This is a genomic window from Salmonella sp. SAL00653 (assembly GCF_046552515.1).
GTDB lineage: Bacteria > Pseudomonadota > Gammaproteobacteria > Enterobacterales > Enterobacteriaceae > Salmonella > Salmonella enterica.
Window position 1 is genome coordinate 147327 of the sequence record NZ_JBGDTY010000002.1, and the last position, 25115, is coordinate 172441.

At 54.3% G+C, this 25115-nt stretch carries 22 protein-coding genes; 6 read left to right on the forward strand and 16 right to left on the reverse strand.

Going from position 1 to position 25115, the window contains the following annotated elements; genetic code table 11:
* Positions 1-142 precede the first annotated feature (142 nt).
* The 7 genes from ACLJRU_RS03465 to queA all read right to left on the reverse strand — a co-directional run bounded on the left by ACLJRU_RS03465 (position 143) and on the right by queA (position 6971).
* Positions 143-835: a helix-turn-helix transcriptional regulator gene (locus tag ACLJRU_RS03465; RefSeq protein WP_001539291.1), complete on the reverse strand. Its 693-nt coding sequence runs from the start codon at positions 833-835 to the stop codon at positions 143-145.
* 25 nt (positions 836-860) lie between these two features.
* The gene (locus tag ACLJRU_RS03470; protein WP_000793035.1) at positions 861-1226 is read right to left on the reverse strand and encodes a VOC family protein; all 366 of its coding nucleotides are present in this window, start codon (positions 1224-1226) and stop codon (positions 861-863) included.
* Positions 1227-1370: 144 nt separating this feature from the next.
* Positions 1371-2342, reverse strand: coding sequence for a protein translocase subunit SecF (secF, locus tag ACLJRU_RS03475; protein WP_023235295.1), 972 nt, complete (start codon positions 2340-2342; stop codon positions 1371-1373).
* Positions 2343-2352: 10 nt separating this feature from the next.
* Positions 2353-4200, reverse strand: a complete 1848-nt coding sequence (gene secD, locus ACLJRU_RS03480) for a protein translocase subunit SecD (protein WP_000934811.1) — start codon at positions 4198-4200, stop codon at positions 2353-2355.
* A gap of 27 nt (positions 4201-4227) precedes the next feature.
* Positions 4228-4560, reverse strand: coding sequence for a preprotein translocase subunit YajC (gene yajC / locus ACLJRU_RS03485; protein ID WP_000007628.1), 333 nt, complete (start codon positions 4558-4560; stop codon positions 4228-4230).
* 22 nt (positions 4561-4582) lie between these two features.
* A complete protein-coding gene (tgt, locus tag ACLJRU_RS03490) occupies positions 4583-5710 on the reverse strand; it encodes a tRNA guanosine(34) transglycosylase Tgt (RefSeq protein WP_187790654.1) in 1128 nt (375 codons plus the stop codon).
* A 196-nt stretch (positions 5711-5906) separates the two neighbouring features.
* Positions 5907-6971: a tRNA preQ1(34) S-adenosylmethionine ribosyltransferase-isomerase QueA gene (gene queA / locus ACLJRU_RS03495; protein WP_001539288.1), complete on the reverse strand. Its 1065-nt coding sequence runs from the start codon at positions 6969-6971 to the stop codon at positions 5907-5909.
* Between the two features lie 93 nt (positions 6972-7064).
* On the opposite strand from queA, the gene acpH reads away from it, so the two are divergent.
* Both acpH and ACLJRU_RS03505 read left to right on the forward strand, forming a co-directional pair.
* The gene (acpH, locus tag ACLJRU_RS03500; protein WP_001009858.1) at positions 7065-7646 is read left to right on the forward strand and encodes an ACP phosphodiesterase; all 582 of its coding nucleotides are present in this window, start codon (positions 7065-7067) and stop codon (positions 7644-7646) included.
* A gap of 209 nt (positions 7647-7855) precedes the next feature.
* Positions 7856-8458, forward strand: coding sequence for a peroxiredoxin (locus ACLJRU_RS03505; RefSeq protein WP_000244731.1), 603 nt, complete (start codon positions 7856-7858; stop codon positions 8456-8458).
* A 71-nt stretch (positions 8459-8529) separates the two neighbouring features.
* Here ACLJRU_RS03505 and malZ read toward each other — a convergent pair whose 3' ends face one another.
* From malZ to phoB, 5 genes are all read right to left on the reverse strand, one after another.
* Entirely contained in the window at positions 8530-10347 is a 1818-nt protein-coding gene (gene malZ / locus ACLJRU_RS03510; RefSeq protein ID WP_000930703.1) for a maltodextrin glucosidase, read from the reverse strand.
* A 161-nt stretch (positions 10348-10508) separates the two neighbouring features.
* A complete protein-coding gene (gene proY, locus ACLJRU_RS03515) occupies positions 10509-11879 on the reverse strand; it encodes a proline-specific permease ProY (protein ID WP_023235294.1) in 1371 nt (456 codons plus the stop codon).
* Positions 11880-11953: 74 nt separating this feature from the next.
* The gene (gene brnQ, locus ACLJRU_RS03520) at positions 11954-13273 is read right to left on the reverse strand and encodes a branched-chain amino acid transporter carrier protein BrnQ (RefSeq protein ID WP_000149625.1); all 1320 of its coding nucleotides are present in this window, start codon (positions 13271-13273) and stop codon (positions 11954-11956) included.
* Between the two features lie 408 nt (positions 13274-13681).
* Positions 13682-14977, reverse strand: coding sequence for a phosphate regulon sensor histidine kinase PhoR (gene phoR, locus ACLJRU_RS03525; RefSeq protein WP_000893645.1), 1296 nt, complete (start codon positions 14975-14977; stop codon positions 13682-13684).
* A gap of 69 nt (positions 14978-15046) precedes the next feature.
* Positions 15047-15736 (reverse strand): phosphate response regulator transcription factor PhoB, encoded by a 690-nt coding sequence (gene phoB / locus ACLJRU_RS03530; protein WP_000113921.1) that lies wholly within the window; start codon positions 15734-15736, stop codon positions 15047-15049.
* Positions 15737-15950: 214 nt separating this feature from the next.
* Between phoB and sbcD the strand changes: the two genes are divergently transcribed.
* From sbcD to araJ, 3 genes are all read left to right on the forward strand, one after another.
* Entirely contained in the window at positions 15951-17153 is a 1203-nt protein-coding gene (gene sbcD / locus ACLJRU_RS03535; RefSeq protein ID WP_001539282.1) for an exonuclease subunit SbcD, read from the forward strand.
* Entirely contained in the window at positions 17150-20290 is a 3141-nt protein-coding gene (gene sbcC, locus ACLJRU_RS03540) for an exonuclease subunit SbcC (protein ID WP_001539281.1), read from the forward strand. Before sbcD ends, sbcC begins: the two co-directional genes overlap by 4 nt.
* Before the next feature lie 172 nt (positions 20291-20462).
* Positions 20463-21635 (forward strand): MFS transporter AraJ, encoded by a 1173-nt coding sequence (gene araJ, locus ACLJRU_RS03545; protein ID WP_000755630.1) that lies wholly within the window; start codon positions 20463-20465, stop codon positions 21633-21635.
* A gap of 19 nt (positions 21636-21654) precedes the next feature.
* Here the strand turns inward: araJ and mak are convergent, their stop codons facing one another.
* Positions 21655-22563: a fructokinase gene (gene mak / locus ACLJRU_RS03550; RefSeq protein WP_001539278.1), complete on the reverse strand. Its 909-nt coding sequence runs from the start codon at positions 22561-22563 to the stop codon at positions 21655-21657.
* A gap of 125 nt (positions 22564-22688) precedes the next feature.
* On the opposite strand from mak, the gene rdgC reads away from it, so the two are divergent.
* On the forward strand, positions 22689-23600 hold the full coding sequence (rdgC, locus tag ACLJRU_RS03555) for a recombination-associated protein RdgC (RefSeq protein WP_000964305.1): 912 nt from the start codon (positions 22689-22691) through the stop codon (positions 23598-23600).
* A 37-nt stretch (positions 23601-23637) separates the two neighbouring features.
* On the opposite strand, the gene ppnP is transcribed toward rdgC, so the two are convergent.
* From ppnP to yaiA, 3 genes are all read right to left on the reverse strand, one after another.
* The gene (ppnP, locus tag ACLJRU_RS03560) at positions 23638-23922 is read right to left on the reverse strand and encodes a pyrimidine/purine nucleoside phosphorylase (protein WP_000941954.1); all 285 of its coding nucleotides are present in this window, start codon (positions 23920-23922) and stop codon (positions 23638-23640) included.
* Positions 23923-23992: 70 nt separating this feature from the next.
* Positions 23993-24670, reverse strand: a complete 678-nt coding sequence (locus ACLJRU_RS03565; RefSeq protein WP_001276437.1) for an AroM family protein — start codon at positions 24668-24670, stop codon at positions 23993-23995.
* 250 nt (positions 24671-24920) lie between these two features.
* Entirely contained in the window at positions 24921-25112 is a 192-nt protein-coding gene (gene yaiA, locus ACLJRU_RS03570; RefSeq protein ID WP_001143161.1) for a protein YaiA, read from the reverse strand.
* Between the last annotated feature and the right edge of the window lie 3 nt (positions 25113-25115).

A 25115-nucleotide genomic window follows, 5' to 3' on the forward strand; every position in this document is an offset into this window, starting at 1 on the left:
GGGTTATGCGCAGTTTCCCGCGAAGCCGGGCTTTTAGCAATGATTCTGTGCAACTTATATATCCAGGTAAGCAAGGCTATTTCAGGCAAACTGATGACCAATCAACCCGTTTTACAAGCGTTAGAGGTATCGCTATCACATCTTACGGCATTTTTTCGTGCTCGACTTTTCGCAAAAAATCACGCAAAGAACGGTCGATTGTTTCACGAAATCGCCGGTTAAGCGGAGTAATTTGTAAACAGCGATCGAGGAGAAAACACCGATAGTCTTCCCGTCTCTCACACCAGGCAACCAGCAGCCAGTGCTCTCCCCAGAAAAACAATCCCAGCGGTTGTATATCCCGCGAAGAGAGATGCCCCGCTTCATCACGATAATGTAGCGCCAACACCTGCTGCGCCGAAACGGCCTGATGGATAAGATCAAACGCGCTGCGCGAATGTGGAGATGTACCCAAATCCGGAGCGTAAATCCGTGTCTGCTCCGCTTTACGGCGGCTCTCTTCCGGCAAAATGGCCAACACTTTTTCCTGGGCGGATTCAAGCTCGCGCGATAGCGAATCGCCGCCCCAGGTTTTCAATAACCGTATAGCCACCATCAGTGCTTCCGATTCACGATGGGTAAGCATCAAGGGTGGCAGATCAAAACCTGCCATTAAACGGTATCCGCTCCCCGCTTCACCTTCGACAGGCACACCGGATAACGACAGATCGCGAATATCGCGATAAATCGTCCGTTCAGAAACCGCAAGCCGCTGTGCCAACAGCGCTGCCGTCGTCAGTCGTCTACCCCGCAAAATTTGCACGATCTGAAACAAACGGTCAGCGCGTCTGGTCATATTGACTCTCTACATTTAGCAAATATCACGCAGGTTGATGTAAACCTATTCGGTTGCCTTCGCTGTCAATAAACAACGCGATGGTTCCAATGTCATCTCCGGGAACCATGGGTTCCAGAACACACTTGCCACCGGCAAGGACGACACGTTCAATCGAGGCTAACAAATCGGCGGTATGCAGATAAATAACGACTCCCTGCGCAACTGGAGCGACATCATCCTGCTTTATCAGCGCTCCGCCGGGTCCGGGTTCAGCATACGGGAATACGGCCAGGTCCGCCCCATCCATGGTTTCCCGACGTAACGATATCTGCATCACTTGCTCATAAAAGGCGATTGCACGCGCCATATCAGTAACTGGAATTTCAAACCAGTTAATCAAGTTTTTCATACATCCTCCTGCGTGTGTGGATTAATTCATGAGGAGTGTATGACAGGGCTCCTGACAGCATACTGTCAGTAATGTTTATCGTCATGGTACATAAAAAAAATCCCGATCGTATGACCGGGATTCAGATAACACTTAAATACGTGTTTACGGCAGAATGGACGGCTGATCCGCCCCTTCTTTTTCGACTTTCTGCTGCAGCATATGCTCGCGCTTCATACCGAGTTTCAGCGCCAGCGCCGATGCGACATAGATAGAAGATGCCGTACCAATAGAGACACCGATCAGCATCGTCAGCGAGAAGCCTTCCAGTACCGGACCACCGAAGAGGTACAGCATCAGAATTACCACTAACGTCGTACCGGAGGTAATCAACGTACGGTGTAGCGTCTGGGTCAGCGACACGTTAAAAATTTCGTAAGGCGTCCCGCGACGGATTTTGCGGAAGTTTTCACGAATACGGTCGGAGACCACGATACTGTCGTTCAGCGAGTAACCGATCACCGACATCAACGATGCCACAATGGTCAGGTCAATCTCGATATGGAAAAGCGACAGTATCCCCAGCGTAATGATCACGTCGTGCGCCAGCGCGATGACCACCCCTGCCGCCAGTCGCCACTCAAAGCGGAAACCGACATAAACGAGGATAGAGATCAACGCCACCAGCAGCGCCATGGCGCCGGTTTGCGCCAGATCGGCGCCCACGCTTGGCCCCACGAATTCAATACGCTTCACGGCCGCGTTCTGGTTGGTGGCTTCATTAATGATCGTCACCACTTTGCTACCCAGTACCTGACCGCCGGTTTCACCTTCGGTTGGCGGCATACGCACCATAATGTCGTGACTGCAGCCAAAGTTCTGCAACTGCGGCTCTTCATAGCCCGCTTTTTGCAGCGCTTCGCGCATCACGTCCATTTCAGCCGGTTTTTCCAGTGTGATTTCAATTACCGTACCACCGGTGAAATCCAGCCCCCAGTTAAACCCGCGTACGCCCATAATGACAATGGCCGCGATCAGCAACAGCCCGGAGATGCCGAATGCCCAGAAGTCCCAGCGCATAAAGTCATAGACTTTACGGCCGTGGTTTAGTTGTTCAACAGTGTATTCCTGTGCCACATCGCACTCCTCAGATTGACAGCTTAGTGACGCGCTTGCCGCCATATAGCAGGTTTACGATAGCACGCGTACCGATAATCGCGGTAAACATCGACGTCGCCACACCGATACCGGTCGTAATCGCGAACCCTTTAATTGCCCCGGTACCGACAGCATACAGAATGATGACTTTAATCAGCGTCGTGATGTTCGCATCGAAGATGGAACTGAACGCGCCGGCATAGCCTTCGTTTATCGCCTGCTGTACCGTGCGGCCATTACTCAACTCTTCTTTGATACGTTCGTTAATCAGAACGTTGGCGTCGACCGCCACCGCAAGGGTTAACACGATACCCGCAATCCCCGGCATACTGAGCGTTGCCCCCGGCAACAGCGACATGATACCGACAATCAACACCAGGTTAGCCACTAACGCGCTGGTCGCAATCAGACCAAACTTCTTATAGAAGAAGATCATGAACAGGATGGAGACCACCAGACCGGCCAGACAGGCTTCCAGGCCCTGCTTGATGTTCTGCATACCCAGAGTCGGGCCAATGGTGCGCTCTTCAACGATCTGAATCGGCGCAATCAGGGCGCCCGCACGCAGCAACAACGAGAGCTGACGCGCTTCGTTCGGGTTGCTGATACCGGTAATACGGAAGCTGTTACCCAGCCGGGACTGGATGTTGGCAATGTTAATCACTTCTTCCTGTTTCACCAGTACGGCGCGACCGTTAGCGTCTTTCTTACCGCTGTCTTTATACTCCACAAACAGGGTCGCCATCGGTTTGCCGATATTGTCCTTAGTGAAGTTAGACATGATATTGCCGCCTGCGCTATCCAGCGAGATGTTAACCTGCGGTTGGTTATATTCATCCTGGCTGGACGTCGAGTCGGTGATATGGTCGCCGGTGAGGATCACGCGTTTGTACAATACCACCGGCTGACCTTCGCGGGTCTGTTTCACTTCGGAATCACCCGGTACGCGCCCGGCAGCAGCGGCGGCCTGGTCAACGTTGGTATTCACCAGACGGAATTCCAGCGTCGCGGTCGCGCCGAGAATTTCTTTCGCGCGAGCGGTATCCTGGATACCCGGCAGCTCAACCACAATACGGTCTGCGCCCTGGCGTTGTACGACAGGCTCCGCGACGCCCAGTTGGTTAACACGGTTACGCAGAATATTAATGTTCTGCTGAACGGCGTATTCACGCGCTTCGCTCAGGCGCGCATCGGTCATTACCGCGCGAAGTTGATTGCCGCTCTGGCTGGAAATCACCAGGTCACGATGACGCGGCGTCAGATAGGCGATCGCCTCATCACGCGCTTTGCTGTCACGGAACGTGATGCTCAACCCATAATTATTTTCTTTACGAACGGTGGTATAAGGAATGCCTTTTTCACGCAGATCGCTGCGCAGGCTATCGATATTTTGTTCCTGGAGTTTACCTAACGCGGTATCCATATCCACTTCCATCAGGAAGTGAACGCCGCCGCGCAGATCAAGACCGAGCTTCATCGGATCGGCGTGAATAGCCGCCAACCAGCGCGGCGTAGCCGGCGCAAGGTTAAGCGCCACGACATATTTATCCCCCAGCACGCTCATCAGCGCTTCACGGGCGCGTAGCTGGGTATCGGTGGTGTCGAAGCGCGCAAGAATAGCGCCCTCTTCCAGTGCCACAGACTTAGCGGGAATTTTTTCTTCTTGTAACGTTTTCTGGACCTGGATCAGCGTTTGCTCACTGGCGGCGACGCCGCGCACGCCAGTGATTTGAACAGCCGGATCCTCACCATACAGGTTGGGAAGTGCGTAAAGCAGGCCGACGATAATCACGACGACCAGCATGATGTACTTCCACAAAGGATAACGGTTTAACACGGCAGTTCCCTTTGGGAAAACGAAATATTACAGCGCCTTCATGGTGCCTTTCGGCAGAACGGCAGCTACGAAGTCACGTTTGATAACCACTTCCGTGGTGTCATTCAGCGCGATGGCAATGTAGCCGGCTTCCGCTACTTTGGTCACTCGACCGACCAGACCGCCATTCGTCAGAACTTCATCACCTTTCGCAATGGAGTCCATCAGCTTTTTGTGCTCTTTGGTGCGCTTCTGCTGCGGGCGCAGGATCATGAAATAGAAAATCAGACCAAACACCACCAGCATTAAAATCAGAGACATCGGGCTGCCCTGCGCTGGAGCACCTGTTGCCGCTACCGCATCAGAAATAAAAAAGCTCATTCAAATTCCCTCATTATTAAAATTAATCAACGTTCAAAGGTGGAACGGGTCGCCCCTGACGTTGGTAAAACTTGGTTACGAAGCTCTCTAATTTACCCTCTTCAATAGCCTTGCGTAAACCCGCCATCAAACGCTGGTAGTAACGCAAGTTATGAATGGTATTGAGACGCGCACCTAATATTTCGTTGCAACGGTCGAGATGATGCAAGTAAGCGCGTGAATAATTGCGACAGGTGTAGCAATCGCACTCGGCGTCAAGCGGGGTGGTGTCGCTTTTATGCTTTGCATTACGAATCTTCACCACGCCGTCGGTCACAAACAGATGACCATTACGGGCATTTCGCGTTGGCATGACACAGTCAAACATATCAATACCGCGACGTACCCCTTCCACCAGATCTTCCGGTTTACCCACGCCCATCAGGTAACGCGGTTTGTCAGCCGGGATCTGCGGGCAAACGTGCTCCAGAATGCGGTGCATATCTGCTTTCGGCTCACCGACAGCCAAACCGCCGACAGCGTAGCCATCAAAGCCAATCTCTACCAGACCTTTCACCGAGATATCGCGTAAATCTTCGTAAACGCTGCCCTGAATGATGCCAAAAAGCGCATTCTTATTGCCAAGGCTATCAAAACAGTCGCGGCTACGCTTTGCCCAACGCAACGACATCTCCATCGAGCGTTTAGCATAGTCCCAGTCTGCCGGATACGGCGTACATTCATCAAAGATCATCACGATATCGGAACCGAGATCGTACTGGATCTCCATCGACTTTTCCGGATCGAGGAAAATCGGATCGCCGTTGATCGGGTTACGGAAGTGCACGCCTTGCTCGGTAATCTTACGAATATCGCCGAGGCTGAAGACCTGGAAGCCGCCGGAATCGGTGAGAATCGGCCCTTTCCACTGCATAAAATCGTGCAGATCGCCATGCAGCTTCATGATTTCCTGACCCGGGCGCAGCCACAGGTGGAAAGTGTTGCCGAGAATAATCTGCGCGCCGGTCGCTTCCACTTCTTCCGGCGTCATGCCTTTTACCGTACCGTAAGTACCCACAGGCATAAAAGCAGGCGTTTCCACTACGCCACGATCAAACACCAGACGACCGCGACGCGCGCGACCATCGGTGGTATCTAACTCAAATTTCATTATCACTCCTGCGTCAGAAAAACAGTCCGACGTTTAACGACTCGCTACGGAATGATTCCATAGCTAATAAATTCCCGAAGGCGTCATCGGCGCAGCCAGTTTGGGGTCGACCAGCGCACAACCACCGGAGCGTACACGCAGTACGTGAGGATGGCGAGCACTGCCCGGCGTCAAAATGGCAAGTGAGATAGCCTTCTTACGGACGCTCAGAAATAGCCTGCGGATTGTACGTGATAAACATCGCGTCCCCGTAGCTAAAAAAGCGATATTTTTGTTCTACCGCAGTCTTATAGGCATTCATGGTGTGTTGATAACCGGCAAATGCGGAAACCAGCATAATCAACGTCGATTCCGGCAGATGGAAGTTGGTGATCAGCGCATCAATCACTTTGTATTGATAACCTGGATAAATAAATATTTGCGTATCGCCGAAGAACGGCTCTATCAAATCGCTTTTTGCCGCCTGCGCCGCGCTTTCCAGTGAGCGTACCGAGGTGGTGCCGACCGCAATCACCCGGTTGCCGCGCGCTTTCGCCGCCAGCACCGCGTCGACCACCTCTTGCGGCACCTCAGCATATTCGGAGTGCATGATGTGATCTTCAATGGTATCGACACGCACCGGCTGGAAAGTGCCCGCGCCGACGTGTAGCGTAACAAACGCCATTTCGACACCTTTCTCACGAAGCGCCGCCAGCAGCGGCTCGTCAAAGTGCAGCCCGGCGGTCGGCGCGGCGACGGCGCCCGGTTTTTCACTGTAGACCGTCTGGTACAGTTCGCGATCGGCGTCCTCGTCCGGACGGTCGATGTACTGCGGCAACGGCATATGGCCGATGGCGTTGAGAATATCCAGCACCGGACGCGGGTCATTAAACTCAACTTCAAACAGAGCGCCGTGACGCGCGGTCATGGTCGCGTGGATACTTTCGTCGTCGCCCAGTAGCAGTTCCGTGCCCGGTTTTGGCGCTTTAGAAGCGCGAATATGCGCCAGGATGCGTTTATCATCGAGCATACGTTCGACCAGCACTTCTATCTTGCCGCCGCTGGCTTTACGGCCAAAGAGCCGCGCCGGGATTACGCGGGTATTATTGAAGACCAGCAAATCGCCAGGGTTGAGCTTATCGAGCAGATCGGTGAAAGTACCGTGCGTCAGCGCGCCCGTCGGCCCCTCTAATGACAGCAAACGGCAGCGACTGCGTTCCGGCTGTGGGTAGTGGGCAATCAGGGATTCGGGTAGTTCAAAGGAAAAATCGGTAACGCGCATGACTCTGACTCAGACTAAAATAAGAGGCGGGTAGTCTAGTGCCGGGGCGTTCCCGCTGCAACCGTTACCCGCTTTTTGGACAGAGAATCAATAATGAATTTTCTTGCTCACCTGCATCTGGCGCACCTTGCCGACAGCTCGCTTTCCGGTAATCTTCTGGCCGATTTTGTCCGCGGTAACCCGGCAACGCATTATCCTCCTGACGTGGTAGAGGGTATTTATATGCATCGGCGTATTGACGTCATGACCGACAACCTGCCGGAAGTTCGTGAGGCGCGAGAGTGGTTCCGCCATGAAACGCGGCGCGTGGCGCCCATTACGCTGGACGTCATGTGGGATCATTTTTTATCGCGTCACTGGACGCAAATCTCTCCCGATTTTCCACTTCAGGCGTTTGTCGGCTACGCCCATGCGCAGGTCGCGACGATTCTGCCCGACTCCCCGCCGCGCTTTGTCAACCTGAATGATTATCTTTGGTCAGAAAAATGGTTAGAGCGGTATCGCGATATGGATTTCATTCAAAACGTGCTGAATGGCATGGCGAATCGCCGTCCCCGGCTGGATGCCTTGCGTGATTCCTGGTACGATCTGGACGCGCACTACGACGCGTTAGAAGAGCGCTTCTGGCATTTTTATCCGCGTATGATGGCACAGGCCGCCCGCAAAGCGCTGTGACGGCCTGATAGCGAGGGCGTGCGTCAGATCCGCCGTTGGCAGAAAGATCGTTCGCTGTCATAAAAGGGTCATCATTACGATTTATAATGACCCGATCGATAGGCAAAAGCTGTCTCATTGATTGTCAAGACCGCATTGTTTTGTCGCTTCGCCCTCCCTATACTGCCCGCGTTGCGTTCTAAAACCCTTAATATTGCAGGAGAATTATTATGGTACTGGTTACTCGTCAGGCCCCGGATTTCACCGCTGCGGCGGTACTGGGTAGCGGTGAGATTGTTGATAAATTCAACTTCAAACAGCACACCAATGGTAAAACGACCGTTCTGTTCTTCTGGCCGATGGACTTCACTTTTGTTTGCCCGTCTGAGCTGATCGCCTTTGATAAACGTTATGAAGAATTCCAGAAGCGCGGCGTTGAAGTGGTCGGCGTTTCTTTCGACTCTGAGTTCGTTCACAACGCATGGCGTAACACCCCTGTCGATAAAGGCGGCATTGGCCCGGTGAAATACGCAATGGTCGCCGACGTGAAGCGTGAAATTCAGAAAGCTTACGGTATCGAACACCCGGACGAAGGCGTTGCGCTGCGCGGCTCTTTCCTGATTGACGCTAACGGTATTGTTCGCCACCAGGTCGTAAACGATCTGCCGCTGGGTCGTAATATCGACGAAATGCTGCGTATGGTCGACGCGCTGCAGTTCCACGAAGAGCACGGTGATGTCTGCCCGGCGCAGTGGGAAAAAGGCAAAGAAGGCATGAACGCCTCTCCGGACGGCGTGGCTAAATACCTGGCTGAGAACATTTCCAGCCTGTAAGTCAGTGCATTGATAAAAGGCTCGCGAATGCGAGCCTTTTTTATGCGTAAGGTGTTACGAACCACCTCGCCTCAACGATTCATCCATACCGTCGCGGAAATCGCGGGTAAACTAAGTCTTCCCTCACGGATGTCACCGCTTCCCGTTTTACATTGCCATCCAGCCACGTTCAGCAACGGCAACGCTTCCAGCGCCACTTCACAGGCCTCGCCCCGGTTAATAGCCACCAGCGCCCGCTGCTGCTGATAAACTCGCACGAATACCACTACGTCACCTTCGGCATACAGCGCCTGGCATCCGCCACGACGCAGCGCCAGACTGCGCTGACGCAGTTTCGCCATACGCTGGTACAGCGCCAGCAAGTTGCCGTCCTGCTTGCGTTCATCCCACGGGAACGGTTTGCGGCACATGGGGTCATTTGCGCCGTCCACGCCGACTTCATCGCCGTAATAAATACATGGCACGCCGGGCCAGGTAAACAGCCAGACCACCGCCAGCGGCAGGCGCGCCGCGTCTTTACCCAGCAGGGTTTTAAAGCGCGCAGTATCATGACTGTCGAGTTGATTAAACATACGCAGTTGTTGCTGATGTGACAGCCCGGCGCGGTAGTTATCCATCCACGTGATACAGGTCCGGGCATCAATATGCTGTGGTTCGTAAGCGATATCAGTATTGGCGAGAAATCCCCACAGCGGGAAGGTGAAGCCGCGATAATTCATGGCGGCATCTTCCGCATCGGCCTGTAGCCACTGCCGCGCATCGCCGAAATGTTCCCCCACAATATAGGCTTCGGGCTGCGCTTCTTTTGCCGCCCGGGTAATGCCGGCGACGTGCTGCAAATTGTGGCGCGCCCCGCCCGCCTCGCCCAGCATATGTACGACATCCAGCCGCCAGCCGTCCATATTCCACGGTGCCTTTAGCCAGTGACGAACGATACTGTCCTCACCGCGATAGATCTCATCCACCAGCGTTTCTGATTGATAATCGAGTTTCGGCAGGCTCGGATAACCCAGCCAGTCCAGCGCCACGCCTTGTGGTGAAAAGGAGTACCAGTCGCGCCACGGCGAGTCCGGGTGATGGCACGCGCCGCCAGTGCTGCGGTTATGCCTGTCAAACCACGCATGCGAGTCGCCGCTATGATTAAACACGCCATCCAGCACCAGCCTCATGCCCTGCGCCTGGGTTTCACGCCGCAGGCGTAGCAGCGCCCGATCGCCGCCAAATTGCGGATCGACATGGCGATAATCTTCCGTGTCGTACTTATGGACGCTCGGCGCGGTAAATACCGGATTCAGATATAGCGCTGTGACGCCCAGTGTTTTCAGATACGGCAGCTTCTCACAAATGCCATTCAGACAGCCGCCGTAAAAGGTGGAACCGCCCGCCTGGAGGGTTAAAGGATCGTCCCAGTCGCGCAGCACAATCTCCTGACCTGCGGCATGATGGTGGTACACCCGGTCCTGATCGGCTTCACACGTCGCGCTGCGGGCAAAACGATCCGGGAAGATCTGATAAAAAATTTGATCGGCGACCCACTGCGGGCCGCTGTCCGGAACATCAACGGCAAATTGTTCCAGACGCGCCGGTGGGAAGCGGTTAAATCCCTGCGGCGTAAACCAAAGCTGGCGGTCGTGCCAAAGCAATTTAAAGCTGTAACGGCGACGGGGTTGCCCTAACGCGATATTGAGCGTCGCTCGCCACGCCGTCACGCCCGGCTGCGGCTGGCGGCGCTGTTTGCGCATCGCCAGTGAGATTTCTTCATTATCGAATTCTGAGCGCAACGTCACGCGAGACGGCGGATTTTCTCCGCTCAGCCACAGCGTAATGGTTAATTTATCGTTATGTTGCTTCACAAATGGGGCAACCGGTAAGTGCCAGGCATTCAACATCTCGTATCCCCTCTACTGAAAATGGGGCCACCTTGCCACAGAGATTTAAAGGATAACTCATCATCCAGGGGTTTATTAGGGGAGGAGGCTCCAGGAGGAGAAGCGGCTCCGCTTATCCGGTCTACCGTTGCCTGCAGACCGGATAAGGCAGAGAAAAACGACTACGCCTGCGCCAATTGACGGTCGCGACGGCGTTTAAATATCCAGCCAATCAACAGCAGAACTATCCAGGCGAAGCCCACATACAGTGAGATGCGGGTATCCGGATGGTAGCCGATAAGCGCAATAATGAAGACCAGGAAAATCAGACCCGCTATCGTCGTTACGACACCGCCCGGCACCTTAAACTTCAGCGCTTTTACCTCTTCCGGCGGTAAACGACGGCGGAAGGCGATTTGTGACAGCAGGATCATGATCCATACCCATACCGTCGCAAACGTCGCCAGCGAGGCAATCACCAGGAAGACGTTTTCCGGCATGATGTAGTTCAGGTAAACCGCAAACAGCAGCGCAATCGTCATCACCAGCACAGTAACCCACGGAATACCACGGCGTGACGTTTTGGCAAAGACTTTCGGCGCGCTCCCCTGCTCCGCCATACCATGCAGCATACGGCCTACGCCAAACACATCGGAGTTGATAGCGGAAAGCGAGGCGGTCAATACCACAAAGTTCAGAATGCTGGCGGCAAAGGTAATCCCCATATGCTGGAACGTCAGCACAAATGGGCTGCCGTTTGTGCCGACCTGATTCCACGGATAGATAGACATAATGACGAACAGCGTGCCGACATAAAATACCAGGATACGCATCGGTACTGAGTTAATGGCGCGCGGAATGGATTTCTCCGGGTCTTTCGCTTCCCCGGCGGTGATACCGATAATCTCAATCCCGCCGTAAGCGAACATCACCATTTGCAGCGACATGATCATTCCCAGCCAGCCATTGCTGAAGAAGCCGCCGTTGCTCCACAGGTTATGAATGCCGGTCGGCTGCCCGCCGTTGCCAACTCCCCACACAATGATGCCGATACCCGCGACAATCATGATAATAATGGTGGCGACTTTGAAGAAGGAGAACCAAAACTCCAGCTCGCCGAACACCTTGACGCTCATCAGGTTGATGGCGCAAATGATCAGCACCACGCTAAGCACCCAAATCCAGTGCGGCACGGCGGGGAACCAGACCCCCATATAAATGCCGAACGCGGTCACGTCAGCAATGGCGACGATCAGGATCTCAAAACAGTAGGTCCAGCCGGTAATGTAGCCCGCAAGCGGGCCGAGGTTTTCCTGCGCATAGCGCGAAAATGAGCTGGCGGCAGGGTTGTGAACGGACATTTCCCCCAATGCGCGCATAATGATATATGCCGCGACCCCGCCAATAATATAGGCCAACAGCACGCTCGGCCCCGCCATTTTGATGGCGTCCGCCGAGCCGTAAAACAGGCCGGTGCCGATTGCCGAACCTAATGCCATAAAGCGAATGTGCCGGGTGCTCAGCCCACGCTTTAGCTTATTATTGCTTTCCATCAATTTCTGACCTATCAACACAATAAAAAACCACGGGGCGTTAAGCCCCGTGGTGTACACATATGTCAGCGATTTTAGTGAGCGCTGGAGGTCACCTGCCGACCCGCCGCGCGATCCCAGATAATCGCCAGGATCACCATCACCACCGTTGGCATCAACCACGCCAGTCCCTGTTCCGCCAGCGGCAAACGCTGACTCCAGGCTGGCAGCATATCGCCGAAGGCAGATGCTTTGATGCCGTCAAGGATACCAAAAAGCAGACTGATAAACATGGCCGGCGCGATGATACGGGTGGAATTATGCCACCATGAGCGGGTAAAACTTAATACAACCAGTGCGATACACGGCGGATAGATAGCCGTCAGCACCGGAATGGAGATTTGAATCAGATGGCTCAGTCCGAGATTTGACACCACCATAGAGAAGCCGCCGAGAATAAAGACCAGCGTGCGGTAAGACAGCGGAATATACTGCGCGAAAAACTCAGCGCAGGCGCAGGTCAGCCCCACCGCCGTCACCAGACACGCGATAAAGATCAGCGCCGCCAGCAGGAAGCTTCCCGCGCCGCCAAAGGTATGCTGAACGTAGGCATGAAGAATCGCCGCGCCGTTCGCTGACTGATCGACCAGCGTCGCGCTGTCAGAACCTAAGCGGAACAAGGCAAGGTAAAGCAGCGTCAGCCCCACGCCCGCCATCAGGCCGGCCCAGACCGTGTAACGCGTCAACAGGCGCGCTTCGGTCACGCCGCGAGAACGCGCCGCGTTCACAATAACGATACCAAACACCATCGCGCCCAGCGTATCCATCGTCAGATAGCCGTTCACAAATCCGTTAGAAAAGGCCGCATTCTGATAAGCGTCCAGGGCGTTGCTGATTGGACCGGCAGGCCAAACGATAGCCGCGACGGAAAGGATGACCAGCGCAATAATTTTCAACGGCGCCAGGAAATTCCCTACCGTATCCAGCAGCTTACCCGGATAGAGGGAAACCAGAATAACAATAGCGAAATAGACCACGCTGTAAATCAGCAACGGCATTGCAGAATCGCCGGTCAACGGAGCGATACCGACCTCAAACGACACCGTCGCGGTACGCGGCGTCGCAAATAACGGCCCGACGGCCAGATAGCAAACGGTCGCCAGCAGGAGTCCCGCCACTTTACCAATCGGCGTACTGAGGCTGTCTACGCCGCCGCCGACTTTCGCCAGCGCCACAACAGTAAGAACCGGTAGCCCTACGGCGGTAATCAGAAAGCCAATAGCGGCTGTCCAGACGTGTTCACCCGCCTGCAAACCGACCATAGGAGGAAAGATAATATTGCCTGCGCCAACGAACAGCGCAAATGTCATAAAGCCCAGGGCGATGATATCGCGCGATTTTAACTGATGGGTCATAAAGTCTTACTGCCTGTGGATGGTGATGTTGTAAACATTAAAATTTTTGCCTTTCCCGGAGGATTATAAAGCGGCGTTTTTTATCAATTTCAGCGGGAAAAGCTCCCGGACCGATGCGGCGAAGAATTGTTTTTCGATTTACCGCGCAAATGCAGTCGTAATGACAGCACCTGAAGCGCAATTTAAACGCTTATAACGTTTTAAAGCAAGGTGGGATCTAAAAACCAGATGAATATAGCGATATGAAATTTACAACCAGAATAAAACACCATTCTCATGAAAAAGTTATGGCTAATCATGCGAACAAAAAATCACCAAACGTTGAATGTTTCAATGAGCCCGTCTTAACTGCAAAGAAAATAAGCCAGCATCCGCTGGCTTATGGAAAGTTATACTTACGAAAGGCAATTAATCGCTATTTTTGGCAATTAAACGTTCCGGCAGCACAAAGCTAAATCGCGTTCCTTTGCCAGGCGAACTGTCGATTTCAAGGCGGCTTTCATGGTGATTCAACGCATGTTTCACAATCGCCAATCCCAGGCCGCTGCCGCCCGTTTGCCGCGAACGCGCTTTATCGACGCGGTAGAAGCGTTCGGTCAGACGAGGAATATGCTCGGCAGCAATCCCCGGACCGTTATCTTGAATGCAAAACTCAGCGCCATGCGCGACACGTCGCCAGCTCACCGTAATATGCGTTCCCGCCGGCGTATGGTTTACCGCGTTATACACCAGGTTTGAGATCGCGCTACGTAGCTGCTCTTCATTACCCAGAACGCTAAGACTATCGTCGACCTCAAACGTAAAGGTATGTTTCTGCTGGCTGAGCGTCTGCGCTTCACGCTCCACGACCCGCAGCATCATCGGTACATCCACTTTTTCATTTAATAACAGCGCCGGAGCCGCCTCAATTTTAGACAGCGTAAGCAGTTGTTTTACCAGCCCTTCCATACGATACGTTTGCTCGCGCATCGTATGCAGCGCTTTCTCTCGCGTCGCCCCTTCCAGCGCCTGTTCCTGCATCATTTCCAGATAGCCTTGCAATACCGTCAAGGGCGTACGCAACTCATGGCTAACGTTGGCGAAAAAGTTACGTCTGGCGCCTTCAAGCTGATGCATTTGCGTCACATCGCGCGCCACCATCAGGAGTTGTTTATCGGTATAAGGCATGACGCGGATCTCCAGATGCCGCCCGGTATTGAGCACCAAATGAAGCGGACGGGTGAAATCACGCGTTTTTAAATACTGGGTAAACTCCGGATAACGCAGTAGATTGAGAATATTCTGCCCGTTGTCATCCGGCCAGCGTAGCCCCAGTATCTGTTGCGCCAAACCGTTACACCAAAAAATGCCGCCCTCTTCTGTGGTCAGTACCACGGCATCAGGCAGCGACTCCGCGCCGCTGCGAAAACGTTTAATCAGGTTCCCCAGCTCGCGGCGACGCTTCTTATTTCGCAACTGCATCTGGTGTAAACCGTATAACAGCGGTTCCCAACTTCCCCGCCCCGGCGGCGGCGTCATACTTCTGTCGACCCAAAGCCACCAGGAGAGGCGTAACAAATTCCAGAAATGCCAGACAAGCAGTCCCGTCACCGCCGCCAGTAAAAACCACGGCAGATAACCAAAAAAAGCGCTAAGGATAAGCGCGGGGATGCAACAGAGCACCAGCTCCAGCACCAGCCTTTTCCATGACAGCCGTTCCAGCACGCGTCATACTCCCTCAAGAATGGAAAGCCTTCTCCGCCAGAAACCTGTGTTCTACTGGCGGAAAAGGCATTAAAAGCGGGTCGAAAAACGATACCCTGTCCCGCGTACCGTTTGCACCATCCGGTCGTGGCCGCTGTGCTCCAGCGCCTTACGCAAACGGCGAATATGCACGTCGACCGTCCGGTCTTCAACGTACACATTGGTGCCCCAGACATGATTGAGTAGCTGTTCGCGGCTGTAAACCCGTTCCGGGTGCGTCATAAAGAAATGGAGTAATTTAAATTCGGTCGGCCCCATATCCAGCGGGCTGTCGCCGGTCATCACGCGGTGAGAGCCAGGATCAAGGCTCAGTCCCTGCATCTCGATCACCTCTTCGACCGCCATCGGCGAGATGCGCCGCATAACGGCTTTAATGCGCGCCACCAACTCCTTGGGGGAAAACGGCTTGGTAATGTAATCGTCAGCGCCGGTTTCCAGCCCGCGCACACGATCTTCTTCCTCACCTCTCGCGGTCAGCATAACCACAGGAATATCCCGGGTCATGGCCTCACGTTTGAGATGTTTAATAAACTGTAACCCTGACCCGCCGGGCAACATCCAGTCAAGAAGGATGAGATCCGGCCAGGGTTCATTAAGTTTATTCACCGCACTGTCATAATCTTCGGCTTCTACGGGCTGAAAGCCATTTTGTTCGAGCACGAAGCACACCATTTCACGGATCGGCGCCTCATCTTCTACGACCAGAATACGTCTCGCCATAATTTGCCCTGTTAGTCGTTAGTTATCAATGCCGCGCCATTATGCGTCAGATTTATGACAGATTTATGAAAAAAAAAGGCGGCATTGACAGCATGTTGATGATTTATGACACCGGTGAAACCGTGCATTACCGTGTACCAGCGGTAAATTACGCCCAAAAATGGAGGGGATGACGTGTATAATCCCGTTCACGCTTTTTTTGCATGGAACAATTATGCGCATCCTCCACACCTCTGACTGGCATCTGGGACAAAATTTCTACAGTAAAAGCCGCGCCGCGGAGCATCAGGCTTTTCTGGACTGGCTGCTGGAGACCGCGCAGGCCCATCAGGTGGATGCCATTATTGTCGCTGGCGATATTTTTGATACCGGTTCGCCGCCAAGCTATGCCCGAGAACTTTATAACCGTTTCGTCGTTAATTTACAGCAAACGGGCTGTCATCTGGTGGTGCTGGCCGGTAATCATGATTCCGTCGCCACACTAAACGAGTCACGCGACATTCTGGCGTTTCTCAATACAACCGTGATCGCCAGCGCGGGCTATACGCCGCGGCTACTTCATCGTCGCGACGGTTCTCCGGGCGCCGTACTGTGCCCCATTCCCTTTTTGCGCCCGCGCGACATTATTACCAGTCAGGCGGGGTTATCCGGCAGCGAGAAACAGCAGCAACTTCTTCATGCGATTGCCGATTATTATCAACAGCAGTATCAGGAAGCGTGCCTGCTACGCGGCGAACGAAAGCTGCCGGTTATCGCGACGGGACATTTAACCACCGTCGGCGCCAGCAAAAGCGATGCGGTTCGCGACATTTATATCGGTACGCTGGATGCCTTTCCGGCGCAGCATTTCCCCCCCGCGGATTATATCGCATTAGGACACATTCACCGCGCGCAATGTGTCGGCGGCACGGAGCATATCCGCTATTGCGGCTCGCCCATCGCCCTCAGCTTTGATGAGTGCGGCAAAAGCAAATGCGTGCATCTGGTGACCTTCGACCAGGGAAAATGGCAAAGTACCGAAAGTCTGGCTATCCCCGTGACTCAACCGTTGGCGGTTTTAAAAGGCGACCTGGCGTCAATTACCGAACAGCTTGAGCAGTGGCGCGGCGTTGAGCAATCGCCCCCCGTCTGGCTGGATATTGAAATCACCACCGATGATTATCTGCACGATATCCAACGCAGAATACAGACATTAACGGAGTCACTCCCCGTAGAGGTATTACTGGTGCGCCGTAGCCGCGAACAGCGCGAGCGCTCGCTGGCGAACGAGCGGCGGGAAACATTAAGCGAGCTTAGCGTGGAGGAGGTTTTTGCGCGGCGTCTGGCGCTGGAAGCGTTAGATCCCCCGCAGCGCGAGCGCCTGAATCAGCTCTTTTCCAGCACGCTCTACGCGTTGAATGAGGAGCATGAGGCATGAAAATTCTCAGTTTGCGTCTGAAAAACCTGAACTCGCTGAAAGGAGAATGGAAGGTCGACTTTACCGCCGAACCGTTTGCCAGTAACGGGTTATTCGCCATTACCGGCCCGACCGGCGCGGGAAAAACCACCTTGCTTGACGCCATCTGCCTGGCGCTGTACCACGAAACGCCGCGCCTGAATACGGTATCGCAATCGCAAAACGATTTGATGACGCGCGATACAGCGGAATGTCTGGCCGAAGTGGAGTTCGAGGTAAAAGGCGAAGCCTGGCGCGCGTTCTGGAGCCAGAACCGAGCCCGAAATCAGCCTGACGGCAATCTCCAGTCCCCACGCGTGGAGCTGGCGCGGTGTTCAGACGGAAAGATCTTTGCCGATAAGGTAAAGGATAAACTGGAGATGATCGCCACGTTGACCGGGCTGGACTACGGGCGCTTCACCCGTTCGATGTTGTTATCACAGGGGCAGTTCGCCGCCTTTCTTAACGCCAAAGCGAAAGAGCGCGCAGAGCTTCTGGAGGAGCTCACCGGCACTGAGATTTACGGGCAGATCTCCGCACAGGTATTTGAAAAACATAAATCAGCCCGTCTCGAACTGGAAAAGTTACAAGCGCAGGCCAGCGGCGTCGCCCTATTGGCGGACGAACAGTTACAGCAACTGGAAGCCAGTTTGCAGGCGCTTACTGACGAAGAGAAACGCCTGCTGGCCGACCAGCAAGGACAGCAGCAGCACCTTCACTGGCTGACCCGAAAAAACGAGCTCCACACTGAATTACACGCCCGGCAGCAGGCGCTGTACGCGGCGCAAGAGGCGCGAGAAAAAGCGCAGCCGCAGCTCGCGGCGCTGACGCTGGCGCAACCTGCTCGCCAGTTGCGCCCGCATTGGGAGCGCATTCAGGAACAAACCCGCGCCGTTGAGCGTGTTCGCCAGCACAGTGATGAAGTGAATGCTCGCTTACAAAGCGCGTATCGCCTGCGCCAGCGTATCCGCGCCTGCGCGCATCGACAATTCACGCAACTGAACGCCACAGGGCAGCGGTTGAAGACATGGCTGGCGGAACATGACGGCATCCGCGTCTGGCGCAGCGAACTGGCGGGGTGGCGAGCATTATTAACACAACAATCCCACGATCGGGCGCAACTGAGCCAATGGCAACAGCAGTTGCTGAGCGATACGCGTCAGCGTGATGCGCTACCGCCGCTCACGCTCGACCTCACGCCACAGGCGCTGGCGGAAGCCAGAGCATTGCATACCCGGCAGCGTCCGCTACGCCATCGTCTCGCCGCGCTTCAGGGGCAAATTCTCCCGAAACAAAAGCGTCAGGCGCAGCTACAGGCAGCTATCGCGCGTCATCATCAGGAGCAGGCGCAATACACCCAACGTCTGGCGGATAAGCGTCTGAGTTATAAGACTAAAGCGCAGGAGCTTGCGGACGTTCGCACTATTTGCGAGCAGGAGGCGCGCATCAAAGATCTGGAAAGCCAGCGGGCGCACTTACAGTCCGGCCAGCCGTGTCCGCTTTGCGGCTCGACGACGCACCCCGCCATCGCCGCCTATCAGGCGCTGGAACTGAGCGCGAATCAAACCCGCCGCGACGCGCTGGAAAAAGAGGTCAAAACGCTGGCGGAAGAAGGCGCGGCGCTGCGAGGACAGTTAGATGCCTTAACGCAACAATTACAGCGGGATGAAAGCGAGGCGCAGTCGTTGTTGCAGGAGGAGCAAGCGCTTACTGAGGAATGGCAAACGCTGTGCGCTACGCTGGGCGTTCAGCTCCAGCCGCAAGAAGACCTCGCGGGCTGGCTGACCGCCGCGGAAGAGCATGAGCAACAGTTGGATCAGCTCAGCCAGCGTCATGCTCTACAAACGCAAATCGCGGCGCATACTGAACAGGTAGCGCGCTTTACCGCGCAGATTGCGCAGCGTCAGGCGTCGCTGACGGCTGATTTGGCGCAGTATACGCTTTCCCTTCCTGCGCCAGAAGACGAGGCCGCATGGCTGAATGAGCGCGCCGACGAAGCGAAAATATGGCAACAGCGTCAGACTGAGTTCGCGGATTTGCAAACGCAGATCGACAGGCTTGCCCCGTTGCTGGAGACGCTACCGCAAACGGATACCGCGGATTCCGACGACGACGTGCCGCTGGATAACTGGCGGCAGGCGCATGATGAGTGCGTGTCATTACAAAGCCAGTTGCAAACCCTGCAGGAACAGACGACGCAGGAACAGCAGCGCGCCGCCGAGGCAATAGCGCACTTTGATGCGGCGTTAAAAAATAGCCCGTTTGACAGCCAGGCAACGTTCCTGGCGGCGTTGCTGGATGAAGAGACCGTGACCCGTCTGGAAAAACAACAACAAACGCTGGAAAGTCAGCTACAACAAGCGAAGGCGTTAAGCGCGCAGTCCGCGCAGGCGCTGGCTGACCATCAGCAACAGCCGCCCGCCGGTCTGGACCCAACGTGTACGGCGGAGCAGCTCGCGCAGCGGCTGACGCAGTTGGCGCAACAACTGCGCGAAAACACGACACGCCAGGGGGAAATCCGCCAGCAAATTAAACAGGATGCAGATAATCGGCAGCGCCAACGCGCGCTGATGGCGGAAATGAAGCAAACCTCTCAGCAAGTGGAAGACTGGGGCTATCTCAATGCGCTGATCGGCTCTAAAGAAGGTGATAAGTTCCGCAAATTCGCCCAGGGACTGACGCTGGATAATCTGGTCTGGCTGGCGAATCATCAGCTCACCCGCCTGCATGGCCGCTATTTATTGCAGCGCAAAGCCAGCGACGCGCTGGAACTGGAGGTTGTCGATACCTGGCAGGCCGACGCCGTGCGCGATACGCGAACGTTATCAGGCGGCGAAAGTTTCCTGGTCAGCCTGGCGCTGGCGCTGGCGTTATCAGATTTGGTCAGCCATAAAACGCGCATTGATTCTTTGTTCCTCGACGAAGGCTTCGGCACGCTTGATAGCGAAACGCTGGACGCCGCGCTGGATGCGCTCGACGCGCTGAATGCCAGCGGGAAGACCATCGGTGTGATTAGCCATGTGGAAGCCATGAAAGAACGTATCCCCGTGCAGATAAAAGTGAAAAAAATCAATGGACTTGGTTATAGCAAACTGGACAAAGCGTTTGCTGTGGAGTAACGCGAGTGTCATCCTGCGCACAGCATACTGTCATGACATAGCATAATAATGAATACACAAAGACGGATAAGGAATGGTATTACCTCGCGCTTATCCGCAAGCTATACGTTGATTGGCTGTGACAATTCACAGCCACAGCGCGCAACATGCGCCTTTATTTTCGGCAGGTGGTATGAAAAAAGTTATTTTTTCTTTGGCGCTGGGTACGTTCGGACTGGGGATGGCCGAGTTTGGCATTATGGGCGTGCTGACGGAGCTGGCACGCGATGTCGGGATAACGATTCCCGCCGCCGGGCATATGATCTCGTTTTACGCCTTCGGCGTCGTGCTGGGCGCGCCTGTTATGGCGCTCTTTTCCAGCCGCTTTTCGCTTAAACATATACTGCTGTTTCTGGTCACGCTGTGCGTGATGGGCAATGCCATATTTACCTTTTCCTCGTCATATCTGATGCTCGCCGTCGGCAGACTGGTTTCCGGCTTTCCGCACGGCGCCTTTTTTGGCGTCGGCGCCATTGTCCTGTCAAAGATTATCCGCCCCGGGAAAGTCACCGCCGCCGTCGCGGGTATGGTTTCAGGAATGACGGTGGCGAATCTGGTGGGCATTCCGGTCGGCACTTACCTGAGCCAGGAATTTAGCTGGCGCTACACCTTTTTATTGATCGCGGTTTTCAACATCGCTGTGCTCACCGCAATTTTCTTCTGGGTGCCGGATATCCGTGACAAAGCCCAAGGCAGCCTGCGCGAACAGTTTCACTTCTTGCGTAGCCCCGCGCCGTGGCTCATTTTCGCCGCCACGATGTTCGGCAATGCGGGCGTTTTTGCCTGGTTCAGCTATATCAAGCCATTTATGATGTACATCTCCGGTTTTTCGGAGACGAGCATGACGTTTATTATGATGCTGGTCGGGCTGGGGATGGTGTTAGGCAATCTGTTAAGCGGCAAACTCTCCGGCAGATATACTCCGCTGCGCATCGCGGTAGTGACTGACCTCGTTATCGTGCTCTCTCTCATGGCGCTCTTTTTCTTCAGCGGATACAAAACGGCATCGCTGACTTTCGCGTTTATCTGCTGTGCTGGTCTGTTTGCGCTCTCTGCGCCGCTGCAAATCCTGCTGCTGCAAAACGCCAAAGGCGGCGAACTGCTGGGCGCGGCGGGAGGACAAATCGCGTTTAATCTCGGTAGCGCGATTGGCGCCTGGTGCGGCGGGCTGATGCTGACGCTAGGTTTTGCGTACCACTACGTGGCGCTTCCCGCCGCCCTGCTCTCGTTTTCCGCCATGTCGTCGTTGCTGGTATACGGACGTCTAAAACACAAGCAGCCATCGGTCACGCCGGTTGCCGGATGACGTCATCCGGCTAGAAACGTTACGCCAGCGGCCACAGCCAGGCCGCGCCGCGCACGCCGCTTGAATCGCCATGCCGCGCCTTACGTACCGGCGTCTCGCACTCGCCGCCAAAAACAAACGATTTCATCAGCGACGGAACCGTCTTGTACAGGCGCTCAACATTGCTCATACCGCCGCCCAGCACAATGACATCCGGATCCAGAATATTCACGACATGAGATAATGCTTTCGCCAGCCGTAGCTCATAACGGCTTAACGCCAGTTCCGCCACGGCGTCCTGCGCGTCGACCAGACGAATAATCTCATCGCCTTTTAGCGCGTTACCGCTCAAATGCTGGTAATCCGTGGCAAATCCCGTACCGGAAATAAAGGTTTCGATACAGCCTTGTTTACCGCAATAACAGGGAATTTCTTCGCGGTAACGCAACTCATCGTCATCCATCCACGGCAACGGATTGTGGCCCCATTCGCCTGCCGTACCGTTGCCGCCGATGTGCGTCCGGCCATTTAGCGCTACGCCCGCGCCGCACCCGGTACCGATAATCACCGCAAACACCGTTTGCGCCCCCGCCGCAGCGCCATCTACCGCCTCTGATACCGCCAGGCAATTGGCATCGTTGGCTAACCGCACTGCACGCTTCAGACGACGGCTCACATCGCTATCGAACGGCTGGCCGTTAAGCCACGTAGAGTTAGCGTTTTTTACCACGCCGGTGTAAGGCGAGAGAGAACCGGGAATGCCAATGCCAACGCTACCGGTCTGGCCGGTCGCCTGTTCCGCCATGTCGACCAGCGTAGCGATGGTTTCTATCGTTTGCTGATAATCCTCCCGCGGCGTAGGCAGACGATGGCGAAACCGCTGCTCTCCTGCATCATCAAGCGCAATGACTTCCGTTTTTGTGCCGCCTAAATCGATACCAATACGCACATACCGCTCCTCATTTTTTGGGAATATCAACAGGGTAGAATTCACCGTTCTGATTGGCAATGCAAGCCTGCCGACAATTCGTTACTATACCGCCTGGATTTAACGACAAGGCCGTGGAAATTATCATGCTGTGGTTCAAAAATTTAATGGTTTACCGTCTTAGCCGCGATATTACATTACGCGCCGAAGAGATGGAGAAACAGCTCGCCTCAATGACGTTTACCCCATGCGGTAGCCAGGATATGGCCAAAATGGGCTGGGTTCCGCCGATGGGCTCTCACAGCGATGCGTTAACGCACACCGCCAATGGCCAAATTATTATTTGCGCGCGCAAAGAAGAGAAAATCCTGCCATCGCCAGTGATCAAACAGGCTCTGGAGGCGAAAATCCAGAAACTGGAAGCCGATCAGGGACGCAAGCTGAAGAAGACGGAAAAAGATTCCCTGAAGGATGAAGTGTTGCATTCGTTGCTGCCGCGCGCGTTTAGCCGCTTCAGTCAGACAATGATGTGGATTGATACCGTTAACGGCCTGATTATGGTTGACTGCGCCAGCGCGAAAAAAGCGGAAGATACTTTGGCGCTACTGCGTAAAAGTCTTGGCTCGCTGCCAGTCGTCCCGCTGGCGCTGGAAAATCCGATTGAGCTGACGCTCACCGAGTGGGTGCGCTCCGGTACGGTCGCTCAGGGTTTCCAGTTGCTGGACGAAGCCGAATTGAAAGCGATGCTGGAAGATGGCGGCGTGATCCGCGCGAAAAAGCAGGATCTGGTCAGCGACGAGATCGCCGTTCATATTGAAGCGGGTAAAGTGGTCACGAAGCTGGCGCTCGACTGGCAGCAGCGTATTCAATTCGTCATGTGCGACGACGGCTCCATTAAGCGTCTGAAATTCTGCGATGAGCTGCGCGATCAGAACGAAGATATCGACCGGGAAGATTTTGCCCAACGTTTTGACGCGGACTTTATCCTGATGACCGGCGAGCTGGCGGCGCTGATTCAAAGCCTGGTGGAAGGATTAGGCGGCGAAGCGCAGCGCTAACCAGAGGGTCCCTCTCCGCCGGAGAGGGGACTCACCGTTACAAATAGCGGCACAGATACGAGGTGGGCTCAGCAACCTGGAGATGAAACTCGCTGTGGACAGGCACGTTAAACACCTCACCGGCTGTATACACTTTCCATTCGACAGTTCCCGGCAACAGTACCTTCAACGCGCCGCTCACAACCGTCATCTCTTCGGGTTCGGCGGTGCCAAAGGTATACTCCCCTTCCGCCATCACACCAACGCTGGCCCGGCCGGTGCTACTGCTGGTAAATCCAATAGACTTCACTTTCCCGGAAAAGTATTCATTGCTTTGTAGCATAATCAGGCCCCGTCTCATTATTAAATTAACACCCAATATAGAGTCCTGACGTTCGGCCTGTCACGTAAAATTAGACAAGCAGTTCTGAAGCTAACCGCGCAATCAAAACATTAGAGAGTAAAACCGGCACATCCAGCGCTTGCTGTAAAATATCCCGATGACGCTGATGAAAACCCAGACAATCCAGCATAATGACGTCCGCGCCTTGATCCAATAGCGCCTGCCCGGCATCAATTAACTGTTGCTCAGAACCGTGAACCGGATTCGCCAGCGAATACACCGGCGGCATTTGCAATACCTGCCATTTTTTCTCCTGGGCCGCCAGAAGTTCTGCAACAGGCACAATCACGCCCACCTGATGTCCATCCACAATAGAGGCGACAAGCGGTGGAATAATACGCAGCGGTTCAAGCAAAATAGAATTACGGGCAGCCATACTTTTAATCGCCGCGGTGCTCATCAGTATAATGACATCATAACCCTGGTTATCCAGTACCTCGACAACGCTCTGTAAATCTCGCTCCACCTTCTGGCGGGAAACATGGGCTATCTGGTTATCATTCAGCAACGTCAAAAGCGGATCATCGCCAGGCTCTACAGCGTAATCCGCCATAACGTCTTCCCGGCTCATTTTTCCCAGCAGGCTATGATGGGTGATGTGTTGTTCGTCGATGTATTCCGTCAGAAGCGGTAACACTTCGCTCATTGGCACAACGCCGATTGTGAGGATTGCCAACGACGCACTCATTTTTATTCCACCTTATTACTTCGTCGTAATTCCCGGGCAAATATTCACACGCTCACCGCGCTACCTGCCCTACAAATCTCAGAAAGCGTAGCAGCAGATGAGCAACGTATTGTGTAAAGATTCCAAATAACTCCAATATTGTATTGTTATCGCTTAATTTACGGTTTTAGTTGCCAGTATAAATGTTTCAAGAATGTGATGGAGATACAATTTAGGGGTACTCAGAATCCCTTCCGAGTGGTTCATGCGTCTATGATTTATCCGGATCTTCGTAACGTTTTTTCGCATCCATCGCTTCTTCTGCGGTCGGATGCTCGCTGATGAGCGAATCAGGTTTCGGATGGTCAGCCCGTAGCTGATACCACGTCACCGTCTGGCCCGGCGTGCCTTTTTCAATGGTGACGATATAAGCTTCCCGCGGATAAGGTGGTCTGGTTGGCATAGC

Bases quoted from the DNA above. Each gene is read 5' to 3' on its own strand.
- ACLJRU_RS03470 (WP_000793035.1), bottom strand. From the start codon at position 1,226: ATGAAAAACTTGATTAACTGGTTTGAAATTCCAGTTACTGATATGGCG.
- ppnP (WP_000941954.1), bottom strand. From the start codon at position 23,922: ATGCTACAAAGCAATGAATACTTTTCCGGGAAAGTGAAGTCTATTGGA.
- rdgC (WP_000964305.1), top strand. From the start codon at position 22,689: ATGCTGTGGTTCAAAAATTTAATGGTTTACCGTCTTAGCCGCGATATT.
- tgt (WP_187790654.1), bottom strand. From the start codon at position 5,710: ATGAAATTTGAGTTAGATACCACCGATGGTCGCGCGCGTCGCGGTCGT.
- yaiA (WP_001143161.1), bottom strand. From the start codon at position 25,112: ATGCCAACCAGACCACCTTATCCGCGGGAAGCTTATATCGTCACCATT.
- proY (WP_023235294.1), bottom strand. From the start codon at position 11,879: ATGGAAAGCAATAATAAGCTAAAGCGTGGGCTGAGCACCCGGCACATT.
- sbcD (WP_001539282.1), top strand. From the start codon at position 15,951: ATGCGCATCCTCCACACCTCTGACTGGCATCTGGGACAAAATTTCTAC.
- phoB (WP_000113921.1), bottom strand. From the start codon at position 15,736: ATGGCGAGACGTATTCTGGTCGTAGAAGATGAGGCGCCGATCCGTGAA.
- ACLJRU_RS03465 (WP_001539291.1), bottom strand. From the start codon at position 835: ATGACCAGACGCGCTGACCGTTTGTTTCAGATCGTGCAAATTTTGCGG.
- ACLJRU_RS03505 (WP_000244731.1), top strand. From the start codon at position 7,856: ATGGTACTGGTTACTCGTCAGGCCCCGGATTTCACCGCTGCGGCGGTA.
- yajC (WP_000007628.1), bottom strand. From the start codon at position 4,560: ATGAGCTTTTTTATTTCTGATGCGGTAGCGGCAACAGGTGCTCCAGCG.
- sbcC (WP_001539281.1), top strand. From the start codon at position 17,150: ATGAAAATTCTCAGTTTGCGTCTGAAAAACCTGAACTCGCTGAAAGGA.
- queA (WP_001539288.1), bottom strand. From the start codon at position 6,971: ATGCGCGTTACCGATTTTTCCTTTGAACTACCCGAATCCCTGATTGCC.
- ACLJRU_RS03565 (WP_001276437.1), bottom strand. From the start codon at position 24,670: ATGAGTGCGTCGTTGGCAATCCTCACAATCGGCGTTGTGCCAATGAGC.
- brnQ (WP_000149625.1), bottom strand. From the start codon at position 13,273: ATGACCCATCAGTTAAAATCGCGCGATATCATCGCCCTGGGCTTTATG.
- malZ (WP_000930703.1), bottom strand. From the start codon at position 10,347: ATGTTGAATGCCTGGCACTTACCGGTTGCCCCATTTGTGAAGCAACAT.
- araJ (WP_000755630.1), top strand. From the start codon at position 20,463: ATGAAAAAAGTTATTTTTTCTTTGGCGCTGGGTACGTTCGGACTGGGG.
- acpH (WP_001009858.1), top strand. From the start codon at position 7,065: ATGAATTTTCTTGCTCACCTGCATCTGGCGCACCTTGCCGACAGCTCG.